This window comes from Zunongwangia sp. HGR-M22 (assembly GCF_027594425.1).
Taxonomy (GTDB): Bacteria; Bacteroidota; Bacteroidia; order Flavobacteriales; family Flavobacteriaceae; genus Zunongwangia.
Genome location: NZ_CP115159.1, coordinates 2,736,011 through 2,753,206, shown reverse-complemented (window position 1 = coordinate 2,753,206; position 17,196 = coordinate 2,736,011). Strand labels below are relative to the sequence as shown.

General features: G+C 35.3%; 11 protein-coding genes. 7 read left to right on the top strand and 4 right to left on the bottom strand.

What is annotated here, in order from left to right; genetic code table 11:
* Positions 1–193: 193 nt before the first annotated feature.
* The 4 genes from PBT91_RS12080 (at position 194) to PBT91_RS12065 (ending at position 6,813) form a co-directional block, all read left to right on the top strand.
* Positions 194–1,474 carry a TIM barrel protein gene (locus tag PBT91_RS12080; RefSeq protein WP_270058719.1) on the top strand — a complete coding sequence of 427 codons (1,281 nt, stop codon included), beginning with the start codon at positions 194–196 and terminating at the stop codon, positions 1,472–1,474.
* 482 nt (positions 1,475–1,956) lie between these two features.
* Complete coding sequence (locus tag PBT91_RS12075) at positions 1,957–3,342, top strand: FGGY-family carbohydrate kinase (RefSeq protein WP_270058718.1); 1,386 nt, start codon at positions 1,957–1,959, stop codon at positions 3,340–3,342.
* A gap of 535 nt (positions 3,343–3,877) precedes the next feature.
* Positions 3,878–5,029: an alpha-hydroxy acid oxidase gene (locus PBT91_RS12070; protein WP_270058717.1), complete on the top strand. Its 1,152-nt coding sequence runs from the start codon at positions 3,878–3,880 to the stop codon at positions 5,027–5,029.
* A gap of 362 nt (positions 5,030–5,391) precedes the next feature.
* Positions 5,392–6,813 (top strand): purine-cytosine permease family protein, encoded by a 1,422-nt coding sequence (locus PBT91_RS12065; protein ID WP_270058716.1) that lies wholly within the window; start codon positions 5,392–5,394, stop codon positions 6,811–6,813.
* A gap of 57 nt (positions 6,814–6,870) precedes the next feature.
* Here the strand turns inward: PBT91_RS12065 and PBT91_RS12060 are convergent, their stop codons facing one another.
* The 3 genes from PBT91_RS12060 to PBT91_RS12050 are packed head-to-tail and all read right to left on the bottom strand — an operon-like array spanning position 6,871 to position 11,268.
* Complete coding sequence (locus tag PBT91_RS12060; RefSeq protein ID WP_270058715.1) at positions 6,871–8,268, bottom strand: TolC family protein; 1,398 nt, start codon at positions 8,266–8,268, stop codon at positions 6,871–6,873.
* 1 nt (position 8,269) lies between these two features.
* Positions 8,270–9,652 carry an HlyD family secretion protein gene (locus tag PBT91_RS12055; RefSeq protein ID WP_270058714.1) on the bottom strand — a complete coding sequence of 461 codons (1,383 nt, stop codon included), beginning with the start codon at positions 9,650–9,652 and terminating at the stop codon, positions 8,270–8,272.
* An 11-nt stretch (positions 9,653–9,663) separates the two neighbouring features.
* The gene (locus tag PBT91_RS12050) at positions 9,664–11,268 is read right to left on the bottom strand and encodes an ATP-binding cassette domain-containing protein (protein ID WP_270058713.1); all 1,605 of its coding nucleotides are present in this window, start codon (positions 11,266–11,268) and stop codon (positions 9,664–9,666) included.
* Between the two features lie 305 nt (positions 11,269–11,573).
* On the opposite strand from PBT91_RS12050, the gene PBT91_RS12045 reads away from it, so the two are divergent.
* The 3 genes from PBT91_RS12045 to PBT91_RS12035 all read left to right on the top strand — a co-directional run bounded on the left by PBT91_RS12045 (position 11,574) and on the right by PBT91_RS12035 (position 15,927).
* Positions 11,574–12,656, top strand: a complete 1,083-nt coding sequence (locus PBT91_RS12045) for an alkaline phosphatase family protein (RefSeq protein ID WP_270058712.1) — start codon at positions 11,574–11,576, stop codon at positions 12,654–12,656.
* Between the two features lie 567 nt (positions 12,657–13,223).
* Positions 13,224–14,198: a ribonucleotide-diphosphate reductase subunit beta gene (locus PBT91_RS12040; protein WP_270058711.1), complete on the top strand. Its 975-nt coding sequence runs from the start codon at positions 13,224–13,226 to the stop codon at positions 14,196–14,198.
* 34 nt (positions 14,199–14,232) lie between these two features.
* On the top strand, positions 14,233–15,927 hold the full coding sequence (locus PBT91_RS12035) for a ribonucleoside-diphosphate reductase subunit alpha (protein ID WP_270058710.1): 1,695 nt from the start codon (positions 14,233–14,235) through the stop codon (positions 15,925–15,927).
* Positions 15,928–15,995: 68 nt separating this feature from the next.
* Here PBT91_RS12035 and PBT91_RS12030 read toward each other — a convergent pair whose 3' ends face one another.
* Positions 15,996–16,418, bottom strand: coding sequence for a DoxX family protein (locus tag PBT91_RS12030; protein WP_270058709.1), 423 nt, complete (start codon positions 16,416–16,418; stop codon positions 15,996–15,998).
* Positions 16,419–17,196 lie beyond the last annotated feature (778 nt).

The window sequence follows — 17,196 nt, the reverse complement described above, 5'->3', positions numbered from 1 at the left end:
GCCGTCAAATTTCAGGCTGTTTGAGCGATAGCGAGTTCCTGAAATTTAGGCATCGAACGATAAATTTAGATAAGTGTTCGTAAGCCTTGATTTTTTGGTTCGTTTTGTATCAAGACAAAATGAACAGATAAAATAAAAAGTTTAAACTCTAAGTTCTAGAAGCGAAGCGATCTAAAATCTTAAAATAATAGAAATGAAAATAAATACTGATCAACTATCAGAATTCAATAAAAAACAAAACGATTCGTTCGAAAACGAAATCGATTTCTTAGGAAATAAATTTGCTAAAAAAGGAATTTCGATAGCTAAAATTATACAAAAATTAGCCGATTTTCAAGTGGCTATACCGAGTTGGGCGTTAGGGGCCGGTGGAACGCGATTTGGTCGTTTTTCTTATGGCGGAGAGCCTTCTTCTTTAGAACAAAAGTTAGACGATATTGGTATTCTTCACGCTTTAACAAGAACTGCAGGAGCGGTTTCTTTGCATATTCCGTGGGATATTCCTGAAGATGTGAATGCGATTAAAGATATCGCTAAAAGTCACGATATTATTTTTGATGCGATGAATTCGAATACCTTTCAGGATCAGCCTGATGCAAAAGAAAGTTATAAATTCGGTTCACTCAACAGCATCGATAAAGCTTCTCGTGAATATGCGGTAGAACATAACAAAGAAGTGATTAAAATTGGACAGCAATTAGGTTCTAAAAGTTTAACGGTTTGGTTGGCTGATGGTGCAAGTTTTCCCGGTCAGCTGAATTTTCAAAATGCTTTGCAAAATACTGAAAAAAGCTTACAAGAAATTTATGCTTCTATGCCAGAAGATTGGAAGCTTTTTATTGAATACAAACCTTACGAGCCAAATTTTTACAGCACCACCATTCAGGATTGGGGAACGTCATTTATGCTCGTCAACGCTTGCGGCGATCGCGCTTTCACGTTGGTTGATTTAGGGCATCATTTACCGAATACCAATATTGAACAAATTGTGGCGACATTAATGTATAAAGGAAAATTAGGCGGATTCCATTTTAACGACAGTAAATATGGTGACGATGATCTGACGGTAGGTTCCATTAAGCCTTATGCCCTGTTCTTGATTTTTAATGAATTGGTTTACGGAATGGAAAACAATCCGCAAAATCCCTATCCGGCTTGGATGATTGACGCCAGCCATAATATTAAAGATCCGTTGGAAGATTTATTGCAATCGCTGGAAGCTATTTTAATCGCCTACGCGCAAGCTTTATTAGTCGATCAGAAAGCATTGAAAGAAGCGCAGCAAAATAATGATGTCACTAAATGTCAGGAAATATTACAGGATGCGTACAGAACTGATGTTCGCCCAATCGTAAAAGCGGCAAGAGCTAAAAGCGGCGCAGCTGTAAATCCGATTGAAGCCTACCGAGCTTTTGATGTTCGTAATACGCTTATTGAAGCTCGCGGACTGAAAACGGTAGCAACGGGATTGTAGAAGTTAGAATTTAGATTTGAAAAGTGAGATGTTAGAGAATAGAAATTAGAATATAGATAATAGACTCGAGATAGAAGAAATAAGAAAAATTTAAAATGGCCTATCGAAAGCTTATCGTAAAATTTGAAGTGAAAATGCCGTAAAATTTTAGGCTGTTTGAGCGATAGCGAGTTCCTAAAATTTAGGCATCGAACGATAAATTTAGATATGTGTTCGTAAGCCTTGATTTTTTGGTTCGTTTTGTATCAAGACAAAATGAACAGATAAAATTAAAAAAGTCTAACATCTAAATTCTAAAAGCAAAGCGGTCTAAGATCTAAATAACTGCGCGATGGATTGTAGCGTAAAGCCCGACCTGCAAGGTCGCGCCAAAAAAATAAAAATTTTCTCTGGGAAAGTCCGAGAGATTACATACTAACAATTTGACTTCGAATCGTTTCAGTAATGAATTGAAAAGAAGTTTTAAATTCTCGATTATCGAGATGGATAAACAAAAAGTAACGGCTGTTTTTGATATTGGTAAAACCAACAAGAAATTTTTCTTGTTCGATAAAGATTATCAGGAGGTTTTTCGGGAATATACGCGGTTGCCACTTACGGTAGATGAAGATGGTTATCCTACCGAGGATATTACGCTTTTAAAGCAGTGGATTAAAGATACGTTTCATTCGATTTTAGAAAGTGAAGAATTTGAAGTAAAATCGATCAATTTTTCGACCTATGGAGCGAGTTTAGTGCATTTAGACCATCACGGAAATGTCTTGACGCCTTTATATAACTACACGAAACCGATTGAGAAGGAAATTACCGATGCGTTTTATGCGAAATACGGTGGCGAATTGAAAATCGCAGTAGAAACAGCATCACCACAATCGGGAATGTTGAATTCTGGACTGCAATTATTTTGGTTGAAGAAAAAATATCCTGAGATTTTTAGCAAAATTAAATACTCGCTTCATTTGCCTCAATATTTGTCGTTTTTATTTACCGGAATTCCGGTAAGCGAATATACCTCGATAGGTTGCCACACTAATTTGTGGAATTATGATAAAGAGGATTATCACGAATGGGTTTATGCCGAAGGTTTCGATCAGTTATTCGGCCCCATAGTTCCAACCGCGAGCAGCATTAACACCTCTTATAAAGGCAAAAAAATTAAAATTGGGGTTGGGATTCACGATAGTTCTTCTGCCCTATTGCCGTATATTTTAAGTAAAAAGAAATCATTTTTACTACTTTCTACCGGAACTTGGAGTATTTCACTAAATCCATTTAACCAAGAAAGTTTAGATGAATTAGCGATTAAAAATAATTGCCTGAACTACCTACGGGTAGATGGAAAACGTGTAAAAGCATCTCGATTTTTTATGGGAAATGAATACCGAATTCAGGTAGAAAAACTAGGCGAATACTACGGAAAAGAATATGGATACCATCGGAATGTGGAATTTGACTCGGATTTGTATTTACGACTGATTGAAAATCCTTCTATTTATTTCAAATTTGAAGGAATTTCGCTGAAGCGTAAAAAGTTACATCAAACCGATTTAAAACCTTTTGCTACGTTTGAAGAAGCCTATCATCAATTAATGATTGAATTAATGGAATTGCAAATTCATACGATTCGAAATGCGATTGGCAATTCAGCCATTCATAAAATTTATATTGATGGTGGTTTTACCGATAATGATGTGTTTATGAAATTGATGGCGCATCATTTTAGCGAATTTAAAGTATTATCAACGCATTCACCTTTAGGCTCAGCCTTAGGAGCGGCGATGGTAATATCCAATAAAAAAGTAGATGCTAAATTTTTAAAAGAAAACTACCGAATGAAGAAATTAGTTCCGCTGTTGTTGACGAAGTAGCGTTTAGAGTCTAGACGATAGATGCTAGATTTTAGAATAGGCAATCTTAAGTTTTGAGTTAGAAAATAAGAACCAAGATACAGGAAACAAGACAAAATGAAGGAATGATAAAATAGTATGAGATTCCGTGTCAGGCATAGAATGACGATTAAAAAAATATGAAATAAAAAAAGAAAACAACGTCCTACTTTTTAATTCTGTAGCAATTGTAGGAAAATGGCGCAGCGTTGGATTTGTAGCAAGGGATTAGTGAAACGGTTTCCCTTGCGCAGGATAGGCTATTTTGCTAACAATTCAAGGAAATAAAAATAAGACTAGACTTTTTTGCTACTTTTTTTGGCAATGAAAAAAAGGAGGAATGATCAAATTTGAAATAAAAATCAGCTTGAAAATCCTGTAAAAATGAAACAAGACAGCCGTCATCCCGGACTTGATCCGGGATCTCATCAACTAAGTTCAGAATGACGACAAATAGAAAATAAAACAAACGCTGATGGCCAAATGCCAACAGCTCAAAGCTATAAAAAATACCCCTATGGCCTTTCCATTTAACACCGAATATCCGTCCATCGAATCGCTTCGTGAGCGTGCCCAAAAGCGTATGCCGCGTTTTGCATTCGAATATCTAGACGGAGGCTGTAATGAAAATATTAATATTCGAAGAAATACAGATGAAATTCGTGAAATTCAGTTAAAACCCAGATACCTTAAAAATTACAGTAAATCGAGATTAGAAACTGAATTGTTTGGTATAAAATACGATGCGCCTTTCGGGATTTCACCCATTGGTTTGCAGGGTTTAATGTGGCCAAACGCGCCTGAAATTTTAGCCAAAGCGTCGCTCAAACATAACATTCCGTTTTGTTTGAGTACGGTAACTTCTACCAGCATTGAACGCGCGAGTGAACTTACTGAAGGTCGTGCTTGGTTTCAGTTATACCATCCTACCGAAGATTGGCTGCGTGATGATATTTTGAAACGTGCTGAAGCGGCTGAAGTTCCGGTTCTGGTCATTTTATGTGATGTGCCCACTTTTGGGTATCGTCCAAAAGAGATTAGAAACGGACTCGCAATGCCACCGCAAATGAATTTTAGAAATGTATTGCAGGTAATGGGAAAACCCGTCTGGGCAATGCAAACGCTAAAACACGGCGCTCCAAATTTCGCAACAATGAAAATATATATGGAAAAAGGAATGAGCATTAAACAGCTTGGCGCTTGGATGAATGCTACTTTTTCCGGAAGATTGAATGAAGAAAAAATTAAACCACTCCGCGATCTGTGGAAAGGTAAATTAGTACTGAAAGGTGTCGTTTCTGATGAAGATGCTGAAGAAGCCATTCGTTTAGGTTTCGACGGAATCATTGTTTCTAACCACGGCGGTCGCCAATTAGATGCAGGCGAATCGACTATCAAACCCTTATCACATATTGCTGAAAAATACAAAGATCGAATTACGGTAATGATGGATAGCGGTATACGCTCAGGTCCGGATATTGCTCGCGTGATGAGTAGCGGAGCAGATTTTAGCTTTTTAGGCCGATCGTTTATGTACGGCGTGGGCGCTTTGGGTGAAGAAGGTGGCGACCATACCATCGCTATGCTGAAAATGCAGTTGCAACAAGTTTTAGAACAAGTTTGTTGCGAAAAAGTAACCGATTTACCGAAATATTTAGTGAAGGAATGATTAGAGTTAAGGGGTGAGATTTTAGAGTTTAGAAAATAAAATATAGAAATTAGACTTGAGAGGTTAGAGATGAGAATAAAGAAATAAGGAAAAGGAAAAGCGTCATCCTGAACTTGTTTTAGGATCTCATCCAGTTGAGAAAGTCAATAGTTTTCTTATTAAGCACGAAATCTTATTGAAATTGTTTGTCACTTCGAGTGATTTTATTGTAGCGGTAGCAGAAATAAAATTGTATGGAGAAGGGATTAGAATTTAGAATAAATTATTTCTAAAACTTATAAATTTCTATTAAATCGATTGAAATAAATTAATAACAAAATAAAAGCTGAAAGTTAATCGCTGATAGCTAACATTTAAAAAAAATGAGTCAGGCACACATAGAAGAAGAAATATTAACCGAAGAAATTTCGGGAGAATTCGAGCGTGAACGCGTACCAGAATCCAAATTAAAAAGCTGGAAAAGTTTTCTAGGAATGTATGCCGGAGAGCACGCGGCAGGAACCGAGTTTGTGATCGGGCCACTTTTTTTGACTACCGGAGTTAGTGCTTTCGACTTAATTATTGGATTATTGCTAGGAAATTTAATGGCGGTTTTGAGCTGGCGTTTTTTAACGGCTGAAATAGGCACAAAGTTTCGATATACTCTTTATTACCATTTAGAAAAAATCTGCGGAAAACGACTTGTTACAGTTTACAATTTGGCCAATGGAATTCTATTCTGCTTCTTGGCCGGAGCGATGATCACGGTTTCTGCTACGGCAGTTGGTGTTCCATTCGATATGGAGATGCCAAAACTCACCGATACAATGCCCAATAGTGCTACTTGGGTAATTATCGTATTGGCAATCGGAGCGGTAATTTCTGTGATCGCGGCCAAAGGTTATAATACCGTAGCAAAAGCTGCCAATTGGATGAGTCCGATTATCGTAGCTGCTTTTGTGATCTGCGGAATTGTTTCTTTAGTGAATTTAGATGTGCATAGTTTCTCTGATTTTTGGAATATTTGGGGCGAAGGAAGCGAACCTTTCCCCGGGCAGATTAAATATACGTTTTGGCACGTATTCTTATGGTCTTGGTTTGCCAACGCGGCAATGCATATTGGGATGTCGGACTTATCGGTTTTCCGTTTTGCGAAAAAACCAAGTGCAGGATGGACCACCGCTGCCGGTATATATATTGGTCATTATATTGCTTGGATTGCTGCAGCATTATTGTATGCGGTATATTTAAAATCTCCGGAAGCTCAGGCTATATCGGCAAGCGGTGAAGCACCATCTGTTGCGCCGGGTCCATTAGCGTATAATGCAATTGGAGTCTTCGGAATTATTGCAGTCGTTTTAGCAGGTTGGACTACCGCAAACCCTACAATCTATCGTGCTGGTTTAGCTTTTCAGGCCATCATCCCTAAAGTTTCAACCGCCTGGGTGACGATTATCGCAGGAACCGTGGCCACTGTTGCAGGATTATTCCCTGCCTTTGCAATGAAACTATTAGGTTTTGTAGCGCTCTACGGGTTTATATTAGCACCTATAGGCGCCATTATTGTCTTTGAATATTTCTTCGGAAAAAAGTTCGGTATACAATCTTTCTACGCTGAAAAGTCTGGAACTAAATTTAATCAGGCGGTATTTTGGGCTTGGGTAATTAGCTTCTGTGTTTTTTACTTTATTTCGGTTCAATTTGATGTTTTCTTATCATTCGTAACCCTTCCCGCTTGGCTGTTGTGTGGAGTTTTGTATTTGGTTTTTAGCAAGATGATGCAGAAGAAGCCTATCACCACTTAGAAATTCAGGATCATTTTTAAGAATTAAACCGACTACTTAGATGTGGTCGTTTTTTTATCAATCATTCTCATATTCGATCCTAAGTGTTTCGAATAATTTGGCAATAGCTAGATTTAGTTCATTGTCTATTTTATTTCTTTTTAAAATAGCATCGATCAATTTATTTTCTCTTGTATTGATATAGAAAATTGAACTTTCGCCCATTTCAAAAAGTCGTTTTTCTGCTGCTACCATGATCTGGCTTTCGGTCACAATTTCTGAAGCAATTACGGCCTGTTCCTGTAAACTAAGAATTTCTCGCTCAGTAGCTCTTATTTTGTTACTTAGTTTCCATTGACTTTCAGCTATTTTAAATTCTGCCTGCTCTCTTTTTACTTTAGCCAGTTTAAGATTGCCACGTTCTTTCCGTAGGAATAAAGGGAAACTTACTTTTACACCAGCTTTATAATTATTTACATTGATGTAATCTGCATCATCTATTTCTTCGGAAAGAAAATTATATTCCACATCTATTTTAGGCAAAAGTTGATTTCTTCGCAACCTAATATCAAGATCGTAGGCTTCTAAATCGAACTCGAGCGATTGTATTTTAGGATGGTCATCAACTTCTTTAGCATTTCCTAATAAACTTTCAATGCCCAAGGCTTCCGAAAAATTTAAGCTCTCTGGTAGAGGTCTCAATCGATCGTCTAACTCGATTGGTATATCTTCTATCCAAAGATAGTTACTCAAAGCTAATTTTGCTTTTTGCAATTTAAGCTCGGCCTGCTTTTTATCCAACCTTCTTTTCCTAACGGTTATCATCGTTTCTACCGTATCGATGGCAGGAGTTTCACCCAGTCTGCTAGAGGTTGCAATGCCTTCAAATCTTATAAATGCATTCTCCAAAAACTCCTCATAGACTGAAGTATTTTGGTAGTAATAAACCCAATCTGCGTAAGCTTTTGTCGCATCTGCAAGTACCTGGTTTATCTGGATATTCCTTTCTACCTGTGATTGTTGCTGAAAGATTTTAGCGAGTTTAAGATTATTCATTCTTTCATTGTAAAGCAAACCCTGCGCAAGCCTAATATTTACACCGGCACTCCAAAGACCATCATCTGGCGTGGTATTTTCTGGATTTAAGTAATAGCCTTCATTTTGTTCGTATCCAGCTTTTAGATCGATACCATACCAGGTTGGAATTTTAAAAGTTCCTTTCCATAAAGAATAATATTCAGTTCCTTTAAAGTTTTTCTCTTTTACGCCTCCTTCAAGTTTAGGATCAAAAGCACCGCGAGATTTCAATAATTTTGCCTCTGCGGCAGATAAATCTAGATTAGCTTGAGCCACAATAGGATGATAGCGCTTTACCATAGCCAGAAACTCTTCAAGCGTAAAGATTTCCGATTCTTGGGCTTCCGCAGAGAAATTACTGAAAACTGCAAAGCAAAATAGACAAATTAACTTTCGCATATTACTTTTTAGAATCTTTGGAATCACTTTTCTTTCCGTCTGTTTGTTTTTCTGCGCTGGTATAATAATTAGGAGGAAATCCATTTAATTTTCGCCACAGTTCGTACCATATTGGCACATCTTCTAATAAAGCTAAGGTTCTTGCACCAGAACCTACACGTAAAGCTTCTGGCCATTGATGTTTATCCCTTTCTTTAAGATCTGGAGTTAGTAGAATTCGATATTTACCATTATCGCTTATAAAATTTTCTATAGCTACTACTTTTGCACCATAAGTACCAAAAGATGCGTTCGGCCAACCGCTGAACACGATCGCAGGCCAGCCATCAAATTGTACTCTTACATGATCGCCGATATTAAGCAATGGCAAATCTATAGGCTCTACATAAGTTTCTACCGCGATATCTATATTTGAAGGCATAATAGTAACCAGTTTTTCACCTTCTTTAAAAGTCTCGCCAATACCTTGTTTTAGAGCCCGGTTTATATAGCCATCCTGAGGCGCACGTATGTACAATAAATTTTTTCTTATTTGATAATTTGAAAGCGAATTTTCTAGTTTTGAGACTTGTGCTTCAGCGTCGAATCTGGATGAGTTAGCCGTAGAAATTTCACCTTCAATTTTATTAATTTTATCGATATAATTGGCTTCAATACGATTAACTTCCATTATAGCATTTAATAGCTGATTTTTGCTACTTAGCAATTTGTTTTCGAGATCGATAACTTTGGCCTGCGATTCTTGAAATTTGGATTGCTTTGTTTCTAGATCTAACCTAGACTTTAAACCCTCTTCATATAATTCAGCTGTACGTTTGTATTGTCTTTCGGCAATGCTTAGGTTTACTTTGGCTGCTTCTAAAGAAATACTGTCACTATTTATTTTAAGATCTGCCTGCTTTCTCTTATTTCTGGTTTGTTCTAGTTTTAATTCTCTTTCACGCTGAATAGCCTGCATTTGCCTTTGTAGCGCTTCAATTTTTTGACCATAAGATTCTAAAGATCCACTTTTGGAGGTTAATTGATTGCCTGTTCTTTCAACTAAAAGAGGATCGAAATATTCATTTTTTACTTCTGTAATATGAAGAATCGTATCTCCTTTCTTAACAAAGTCACCTTCCTGAACATACCATTTTTGTATCTGTCCCGGAATAGGTGATTGCAGGGTTTGGGGTCTTTGATCGGGCTTCAATGTAGTTACGTAACCTTTACTACTTATGGTTTGCGTCCAGGGGAAAAATAGTAATATGAGTAAAAACACAAAAGTTCCTAACAAAATCCTAGAAAGAAGCTTATGGTGACTTCTTTTCACGATCAGCGAAAAAGCATTAAAGTCTTCGAACTTTACTTTTCCGCCTAATTTTGTATTAGAAAGATTGATCATTTATATTAATTTTATTTTCTTTTTAAATAAAGCGGTTCGAAATCTTCAATTTGCTCTTTGTCGTCTGCAAGAAATATACTGGTATTTTCTCTATTTGCGCATTTAATTAATGCTTGTAAATCACTATTAGAAAGTATAAATCCTTTCTCTATCATCAAGATTTCTGGTTGTTTGAGTAATTCACGAATTAAGCATATTTTTTTTGCTGTTTTAGCGCCTATTTTACTACTTCCTGAAAAAATGTAGGTGTTTAAAGATTCGGGAAGCTTATTAATGTGATCGATAATTTTAAAATCTTCTAGCATATCATAAACACGATCTGAACTCATATTAGGATTGCTTAAGGTAAGGTTTTCCCAGATGGTTCCTTCAAAAATACTATCAGTATTAAATAGCAATCCAATTTTATCTCGATATTTATCTATATTGATATTTGCTATTTCTTGTTTGTCAAGATAAATTCGGCCTTCATCGGTTTTCTTCATTCCAGAGAGGTAGTGGAAGAAATCATTTATAACCACTTCAGATCCTACAAGGTTAATCTTGTCGCCTCTATTGATTACAAGATCTGGAACCACAGTTTTTTCTATATGAAGACCTTCAATCTTAATAGGAAAAAGTTTTACATCGTTTCCATTAATTCCTGTTTTACGATCTAATTTTTTAGAAATTACTTCGTCCAATTTTTCTACAGCAGTTACCATATCGTAAATGGTTTCTAAACTAAACCCAATTTTTTCAACTGAATTGATGACCATCACAATTATAATTTCTGCGGCTACAAATTGTCCAATATTCATTTGTTGATTTAAGACTAATAACCCCCCAATTAGTAGTAATCCTAAGGTTACAATTACCTTAAAACCTACCATTAGTTTAAACTGATTTTTTACGGTATTAAAGTGATTTTGTCTTTCGTCTAAATATTTGGTAACGAGTTTGTCGTTTTTATTTTGCTCGTATTCGTCTGGAAAAGTTTTAAAAACTCTAAAATTACCGGCTACCTGTTGTATCCAAAAAGCTACGTGATATTTCTTTTTGGATTCCATAATACTACTTTTTAAAGCTTTTGTGAGAGTGAATTTAAAAATCACAAAAATTAATACAAGTAGCAATAAACTAAAACCGATAAAAAAAGGATGGTAAAAGGATAGCAGTAAAAGACCGAATATAATTTGAATAACCGCAGCGGGAAATTCTAATAATAATTTCTGAAGTCCTTTTTGCAGAGTCAAGACATCAAAAAAGCGATTGGCAAGTTCTGGGGGGTAGTAGTTCTCTAATTCTCTAACCCGCATTTTAGGAAATCTATAAATAAACTCGAAAGAAATTCTAGCAAAGACTTTCTCCTGTATAATTTCAACCAAATCTAATTGAAGAACCTGCAAGACCCCTACAAAAGCAACACCGGTAGTCACCAAGCCAGTAAGTAAAATCCATGAGGTTGAAACCTGGGCTCCTTGGATTAAATTAATAATCGCTTGAATTCCCAAAGGTACTGTAAGTCCTATAAGCCCGGCAAATATGGCGTAGTACAAAACATTTAGAATATCACGCCTTTCCAATTGAAGAAGATGAAATAATTTCTTCCAGGGAGAAATTGAACTTTTGGCCATATATTTAGGTGTGTTTTTTATCTAAGGATTTATGCTTGTATTAGATTTTAAAATTAATCAAAAGTTGTGTCCAATCAAATTCGACTGCAACCGATCTTTAAAATAAAACGCGAATATAAAATGCAACTATTAAAAATACTTTGGATCGAGATTAAAATGCCATTAAAATTTTTAGTTCTTTAATAATCTTATATCCTTAAGCTTGCAATGATAGTAAATAATCTAATCTTAAAAATTATAGTTTTCTTAAACTACGATATTATATAGAGCATTTTATCGTATTAATTTTACGCTCAAAATGGATTATGAAAACAAGTTTAAAAATTATATTCTTAGCCTTATTATTATTTACGCAGTTTTGCCGAGGGCAACAGGAAGATAAGGTTATTATTATCACTTTGGATGGTTTGCGCTGGCAGGAGTTATTTGGTGGTGCTGATTCTCTATTTATAAATAATGAAGCATTTGTAGACCATATTGGTGGTTTGAATAATCTTTTTTGGGCTGAAACGGCTCAGAAGAGAAGAAAATTACTATTTCCATTTTTCTGGAGCCATGTTGAAGAAAAAGGTGTAATTCTTGGTAACCGTTGGGAAAATAACAAAGTAAACTTAACTAATACTATGGTTTTTTCGTATCCTGGTTATAATGAAATATTAACTGGGAAAGCCGATGATGCGCGTATCAATAGCAACAAAAAAAATTATAATCCAAATAAAACCATTTTAGAAATAGCAAATAACAGCAGGCGTTTTAAGCAAAAAGTTATGGCATTTGGAAGTTGGGATGTTTTCCCGTTTATCCTGAATGAAAAACGGAGTGGTATTCCTGTAAATGCAGGATATCGATCTTCTTTATCCAAACATCCCTCAGAAAAAGCTTTGTTTTTAGATAAAATTCAGCAGGAGACACCAAAACGCTGGGGCGGTGTAAGATTTGATGTTTTTACCCATAATTATGCGATGGAAGCATTACGTCACGACAAACCCGACCTCTTGTATATCGCTTATGGCGAAACCGACGATTTTGCGCATGATGGCCGTTATGACGATTATTTAAAATCTGCTAACCGGACAGATAAAATGATCCAAGAAATATGGGAATATGTAAATATCGATCCTTACTATAAAGACAAAACAAGTATTTTGATCACAACAGATCATGGTCGCGGTACCGGAACTGGTAAAAATGATACCTGGCGAGGGCACGGTGAGGAAATTATTGGAGCTAATCAGACCTGGATTATTGCTTTTGGATCTAAAATTAAAGCACGTGGAGAATTAAAAAGTAAAGAGCAATATTTCACTTCGCAGTTTGCACCAACTATTGCAAAAATTTTAGAACTAGATTTAAATAGTGAAGCAGAAGAATTGCCCATATTAAAATAGAATAATAATTATTGAATTTTATTTCTAAAAAGGGGATTAACTAATACATTCCTTTTGTTATCTTTGCGCGTATATCTGTATTATTCTCTCCTTTTTTTATAACTACTACAGTGTTTTAGTTTTCAGTGTTTTAATTTTAAAAGTTTACATTTTTTGTAAACAATTGAGATGGGCTTGTAAATTAAAATGTTCTTTTTCAGTGTTTTATGAAATAAAATGTAAAACTTTATAAATCAGTAGTTTCAGAATTGTTCACAAAATTGTGAATAAGTATAGTAGATTTTTTCAAAAATATGCCTTCTTAGATTGTAATTTTGATCTAAGATTATTGAACGAAATTTTATTGAATTTTTTAAAGAGAATCATGTGAAGTCCATGAGCTTTACGTATTGCAAATTAGCATTGCTAATAAGCCAGAACACTTTCTTCGTTGTAATAATCTTTGTTTTCGCATAAAAGTAGTGGTTAAGGGTACCAGTATTCGCAAATTTCATAGAATTTGTAATTAAATCCAGCCATTGATGTTTGTGCATTTGTTTTTTGTTTCATTATTAACACAACAGCAGTATGAGTATTTTTGATAAGCGGCTAAATTATAAGCCTTTCGAGTATCCTGGAGTTTTAGATTTTACAGATGCTATTAATCAGTCGTTTTGGGTACATTCTGAAGTCGATTTTACTGGCGATATTCAGGATTTCCACACGTATCTTAATGAAGGAGAAAAAGATGTAGTTAAGAAGAGTTTGTTGGCGATCGCGCAAATAGAAGTTGCTGTAAAATCCTTTTGGGGAGATCTATATAAGCATTTACCAAAACCAGAATTTAATGGATTAGGAAGTACTTTTGCTGAATGTGAATTTAGACATTCGCAGGCGTATTCAAGACTTTTGGAAGTTCTGGGATACAATAATGAGTTTGCAAAAGTTGTAGAAGTTCCTGCTATCAAAAAAAGAATTGAATATTTATCTGAAGCATTAGAACATACAAATGCAGAAGATCCTAGAGAATATGTGTCTTCATTAATATTGTTTTCAATTTTAATCGAAAATGTATCGCTGTTTAGTCAGTTTGCCATCGTACTTTCTTTCAACCGCTTTAAAGGCGTTATGAAAAATGTGAGTAATATTATCGCATGGACTTCAGTAGACGAGCAAATTCATGCCAACGCCGGGATTTATATCATTAATCAAATTCGTGAAGAATATCCAGATTACTTCGACGAAGAAATGATTCAGAAATTAAATAATATCGTTAAAACTTCTATTGAAGTTGAAGGCGAGATTCTAGATTGGATTTTCGAAAACGGAGAATTAGAAAATATCGATAAAAAGAATCTAATGGATTTTATGAAATTCCGTTTAGATGATAGCTTAAAAAGTATCGGACTTCCAAAATTATACAATATCTCTTCTGCAGAATATCAGCCAATGCTTTGGTTTGAAGAAGAAGTTTTTGCCAATAGTTTAGACGATTTCTTTGCTAGACGCCCTGTAGATTATACCAAGCACGATAAAAGTATTACTGCATCAGACCTGTTTTAACATAAAGATTACAAATTAAATTCCTGAAACTCCCATGACAACGAACGTAGAAACTCAGCCTTTAATTGCCGACGAGCCAAAGAACAAAAGACTTTGGTGGCTAAATGATGAAAGTCAGCAAATTTTAAATCGAGGTTATTTATTAAAAGGAGAAACGGTAAAATCGGCTATAGAACGTATCGCCAATGCATCGGCCAAAAGATTATATAAGCCTGAATTAGCTGAAGCTTTTATTGAAATGATCGAGCGTGGTTGGATGAGTTTAAGTTCACCAATTTGGGCTAATATGGGTACCGAGCGTGGACTACCAATTTCTTGTTTTAATGTTTACGTTCCAGATAATATTGAAGGGATTACCCATAAGCTTGGAGAGGTGATTATGCAAACCAAAATTGGAGGAGGAACTTCTGGATATTTTGGCGAGTTACGTGGTCGTGGAAGTGCTGTTACTGATAATGGGAAGAGTAGTGGAGCAACAAGTTTTATGAAACTTTTTGACACTGCTATGGATACTATTTCTCAGGGTGGTGTGCGTCGTGGCGCTTTTGCTGCTTATTTGGATATAGACCATCCAGATATTAAAGAGTTTCTTGAAATTAAGAATATTGGTAATCCTATTCAGAATTTATTTTATGGCGTTTGCGTGCCAGATTACTGGATGCAGGAGATGATCGAAGGCGACTCTGATAAACGGGAAATCTGGGCTAAAGTTTTAGAAAGTCGCCAGCAAAAAGGTTTACCATATATTTTATTTAAAGACAATATTAACCGATTTAAGCCACAGGTTTATAAAGATAAAAACAGAACGATCCATTCTAGTAATCTTTGTTCTGAAATTGCTTTACCTTCTACAGAAGACGAATCATTCATCTGCTGCTTATCTTCGATGAACCTAGAGCTTTACGATGAGTGGAAAGATACTGAAGCGGTTAAGTTAGCGATCTATTTCTTAGACGGAGTACTTCAGGAATTTATCGCCAAAACTGAAGGAAATCATTATTTAGCATCAGCGAACAGATTCGCGAAAAATCACCGTGCGCTTGGATTAGGAGCGATGGGATGGCATTCGTACTTACAGAAAAATAGAATTCCTTTTGAAGGAATGCGAGCAAAAGGTTTAACGCACCAAATCTTTGAAGATATTAGTGCAAAGGCAACTAAGGCAAGTAGAGAATTAGCCACGATTTATGGGGAGTCAGAGATACTTAAAGGCTATGGTTTAAGAAATACTACCTTGATGGCTATTGCGCCAACCACTTCATCTTCGGCAATTTTAGGGCAAACATCACCGGGAATAGAACCTTTCAGTAGCAATTACTATAAAGCAGGACTTGCCAAAGGTAATTTCATGCGTAAGAATAAATACCTGAAGCAATTGTTGGAAGAAAAAGGTTTGGATAACGAAGATACCTGGAGAAGCATCATGCTAAATCATGGTAGTGTTCAACACCTGGAAACGTTAACTCAGGAAGAGAAAGATATCTTTAAAACCTTTAAAGAGATTAGTCAGTTAGAGATTATCCAGCAGGCATCGGTAAGACAAAAATTTATCGATCAAGCACAGAGTTTAAATCTAAATATTCCGGCAGGAGTTCCAGTAAGAGATGTAAACCAGTTAATGATCGAGGCCTGGAAGTTAGGAGTAAAAACTTTATATTATCAAAGAAGCCAAAGTGTATCTAAAGAATTTGTATCGAATATCGTGAATTGTTCAAGCTGTGAAGCTTAATCTTTATTACAAATTGAAATAAAAAAACCACCTTCTGAGGTGGTTTTTTAGTTTTATGATATTCGGTGCTAAGAATTTTTCTTTTTCAACAAATATTTTAAAGCACCTGTAGACCATAGCGCCCATAAAATTAATACAGGCTGAAAGAATAATCGGATTAATCTTTTTTGATCGGTGTCTAAACCAAAAGCATCGATTCCATTGGTATACTGTGAAATGTTTCCCGGGAAAATTAGAATATAAAAAATCGCTAAAAATAATCCAATCTTAACTTTTTTACTAACCCAAAAGATAAGACATAAGCCTAGCGAAATTTCCACGACACCAGATGCAATTACCACAAAATCCATAAATTCTGGTGAGCTTGGTAACCATCGTGGTACCTGTGCCTGGAATTCCCCTCGTTGAAAGGTAAGGTGTCCAATACCTGCCAGTGTCATCATTACGCCAAGAACCACCCGCATAATATTTTGAAATATCGAAGTTTTCATTTGTTTAAATCTTTTAAGATTAAATCGTACACGATATAAATATATAAATATTTTTTAGTTTAAAGATGAGTGAGAAGAACTTTTTTGAGCTAGCTAGGAATTTATAATAAACTATTTTTCAATACCTAACAATAATTTGCAAACACTTTCTACATCTAAATTATAAAAAGTGTTTTAGGTATAAGCAATTTTTAATTTATTGTTCGGTATGTATTGCTTAAAAATTTTTATTAGTTTTTGTGGTCTTTTGGCTGAATGTTTGCTAAATCAATTTGATAGGTTTTGTCATTTGTTTTTAGAATCTCCAGCGTGTCATTATTGAACTCTAATGATGAAATTTTTGAAAATGAGAGACATATTTCTTAGAACCAATTCAGCCTAATATTCATTCCTGCCTTATTCCAACTCACCGATCTTTTATAAACCAAAAACCTTGAAAGAAATAATAATTGTAAGGGGTGAATAGATTTGCTGAAAATCGCTTCAAAAATACCCAGGCGTTCTCCAAAAATGTATACGATAAGTAGTAGCATAACTGAAGCTCCTACCAATGCAATATTTATCAAGTTATTAAGCTTCTTGAAAATATTCTATTCATAATCAGCAGGATATATGAAAAATAATAATTAACGCTACCGTATAAAATTTTTACTGGATTACATCTTCATCTTTTGTTTTATTGCCTATAGAAATTGAGTTGCATGCTAAAATCAATCTATAAATTTAGCTAAACTCAGTTTTAATAGAATTTTAAGTCAAAAATCCTGCAAGAAAAATT

What these genes read in the sequence shown, in the direction of transcription:
- PBT91_RS12080 (WP_270058719.1), top strand. Translation starts at nt 194, where the DNA reads ATGAAAATAAATACTGATCAACTATCAGAATTCAATAAAAAACAAAAC.
- PBT91_RS12075 (WP_270058718.1), top strand. Translation starts at nt 1,957, where the DNA reads ATGGATAAACAAAAAGTAACGGCTGTTTTTGATATTGGTAAAACCAAC.
- PBT91_RS12070 (WP_270058717.1), top strand. Translation starts at nt 3,878, where the DNA reads ATGGCCTTTCCATTTAACACCGAATATCCGTCCATCGAATCGCTTCGT.
- PBT91_RS12065 (WP_270058716.1), top strand. Translation starts at nt 5,392, where the DNA reads ATGAGTCAGGCACACATAGAAGAAGAAATATTAACCGAAGAAATTTCG.
- PBT91_RS12060 (WP_270058715.1), bottom strand. Translation starts at nt 8,268, where the DNA reads ATGCGAAAGTTAATTTGTCTATTTTGCTTTGCAGTTTTCAGTAATTTC.
- PBT91_RS12055 (WP_270058714.1), bottom strand. Translation starts at nt 9,652, where the DNA reads ATGATCAATCTTTCTAATACAAAATTAGGCGGAAAAGTAAAGTTCGAA.
- PBT91_RS12050 (WP_270058713.1), bottom strand. Translation starts at nt 11,268, where the DNA reads ATGGCCAAAAGTTCAATTTCTCCCTGGAAGAAATTATTTCATCTTCTT.
- PBT91_RS12045 (WP_270058712.1), top strand. Translation starts at nt 11,574, where the DNA reads ATGAAAACAAGTTTAAAAATTATATTCTTAGCCTTATTATTATTTACG.
- PBT91_RS12040 (WP_270058711.1), top strand. Translation starts at nt 13,224, where the DNA reads ATGAGTATTTTTGATAAGCGGCTAAATTATAAGCCTTTCGAGTATCCT.
- PBT91_RS12035 (WP_270058710.1), top strand. Translation starts at nt 14,233, where the DNA reads ATGACAACGAACGTAGAAACTCAGCCTTTAATTGCCGACGAGCCAAAG.
- PBT91_RS12030 (WP_270058709.1), bottom strand. Translation starts at nt 16,418, where the DNA reads ATGAAAACTTCGATATTTCAAAATATTATGCGGGTGGTTCTTGGCGTA.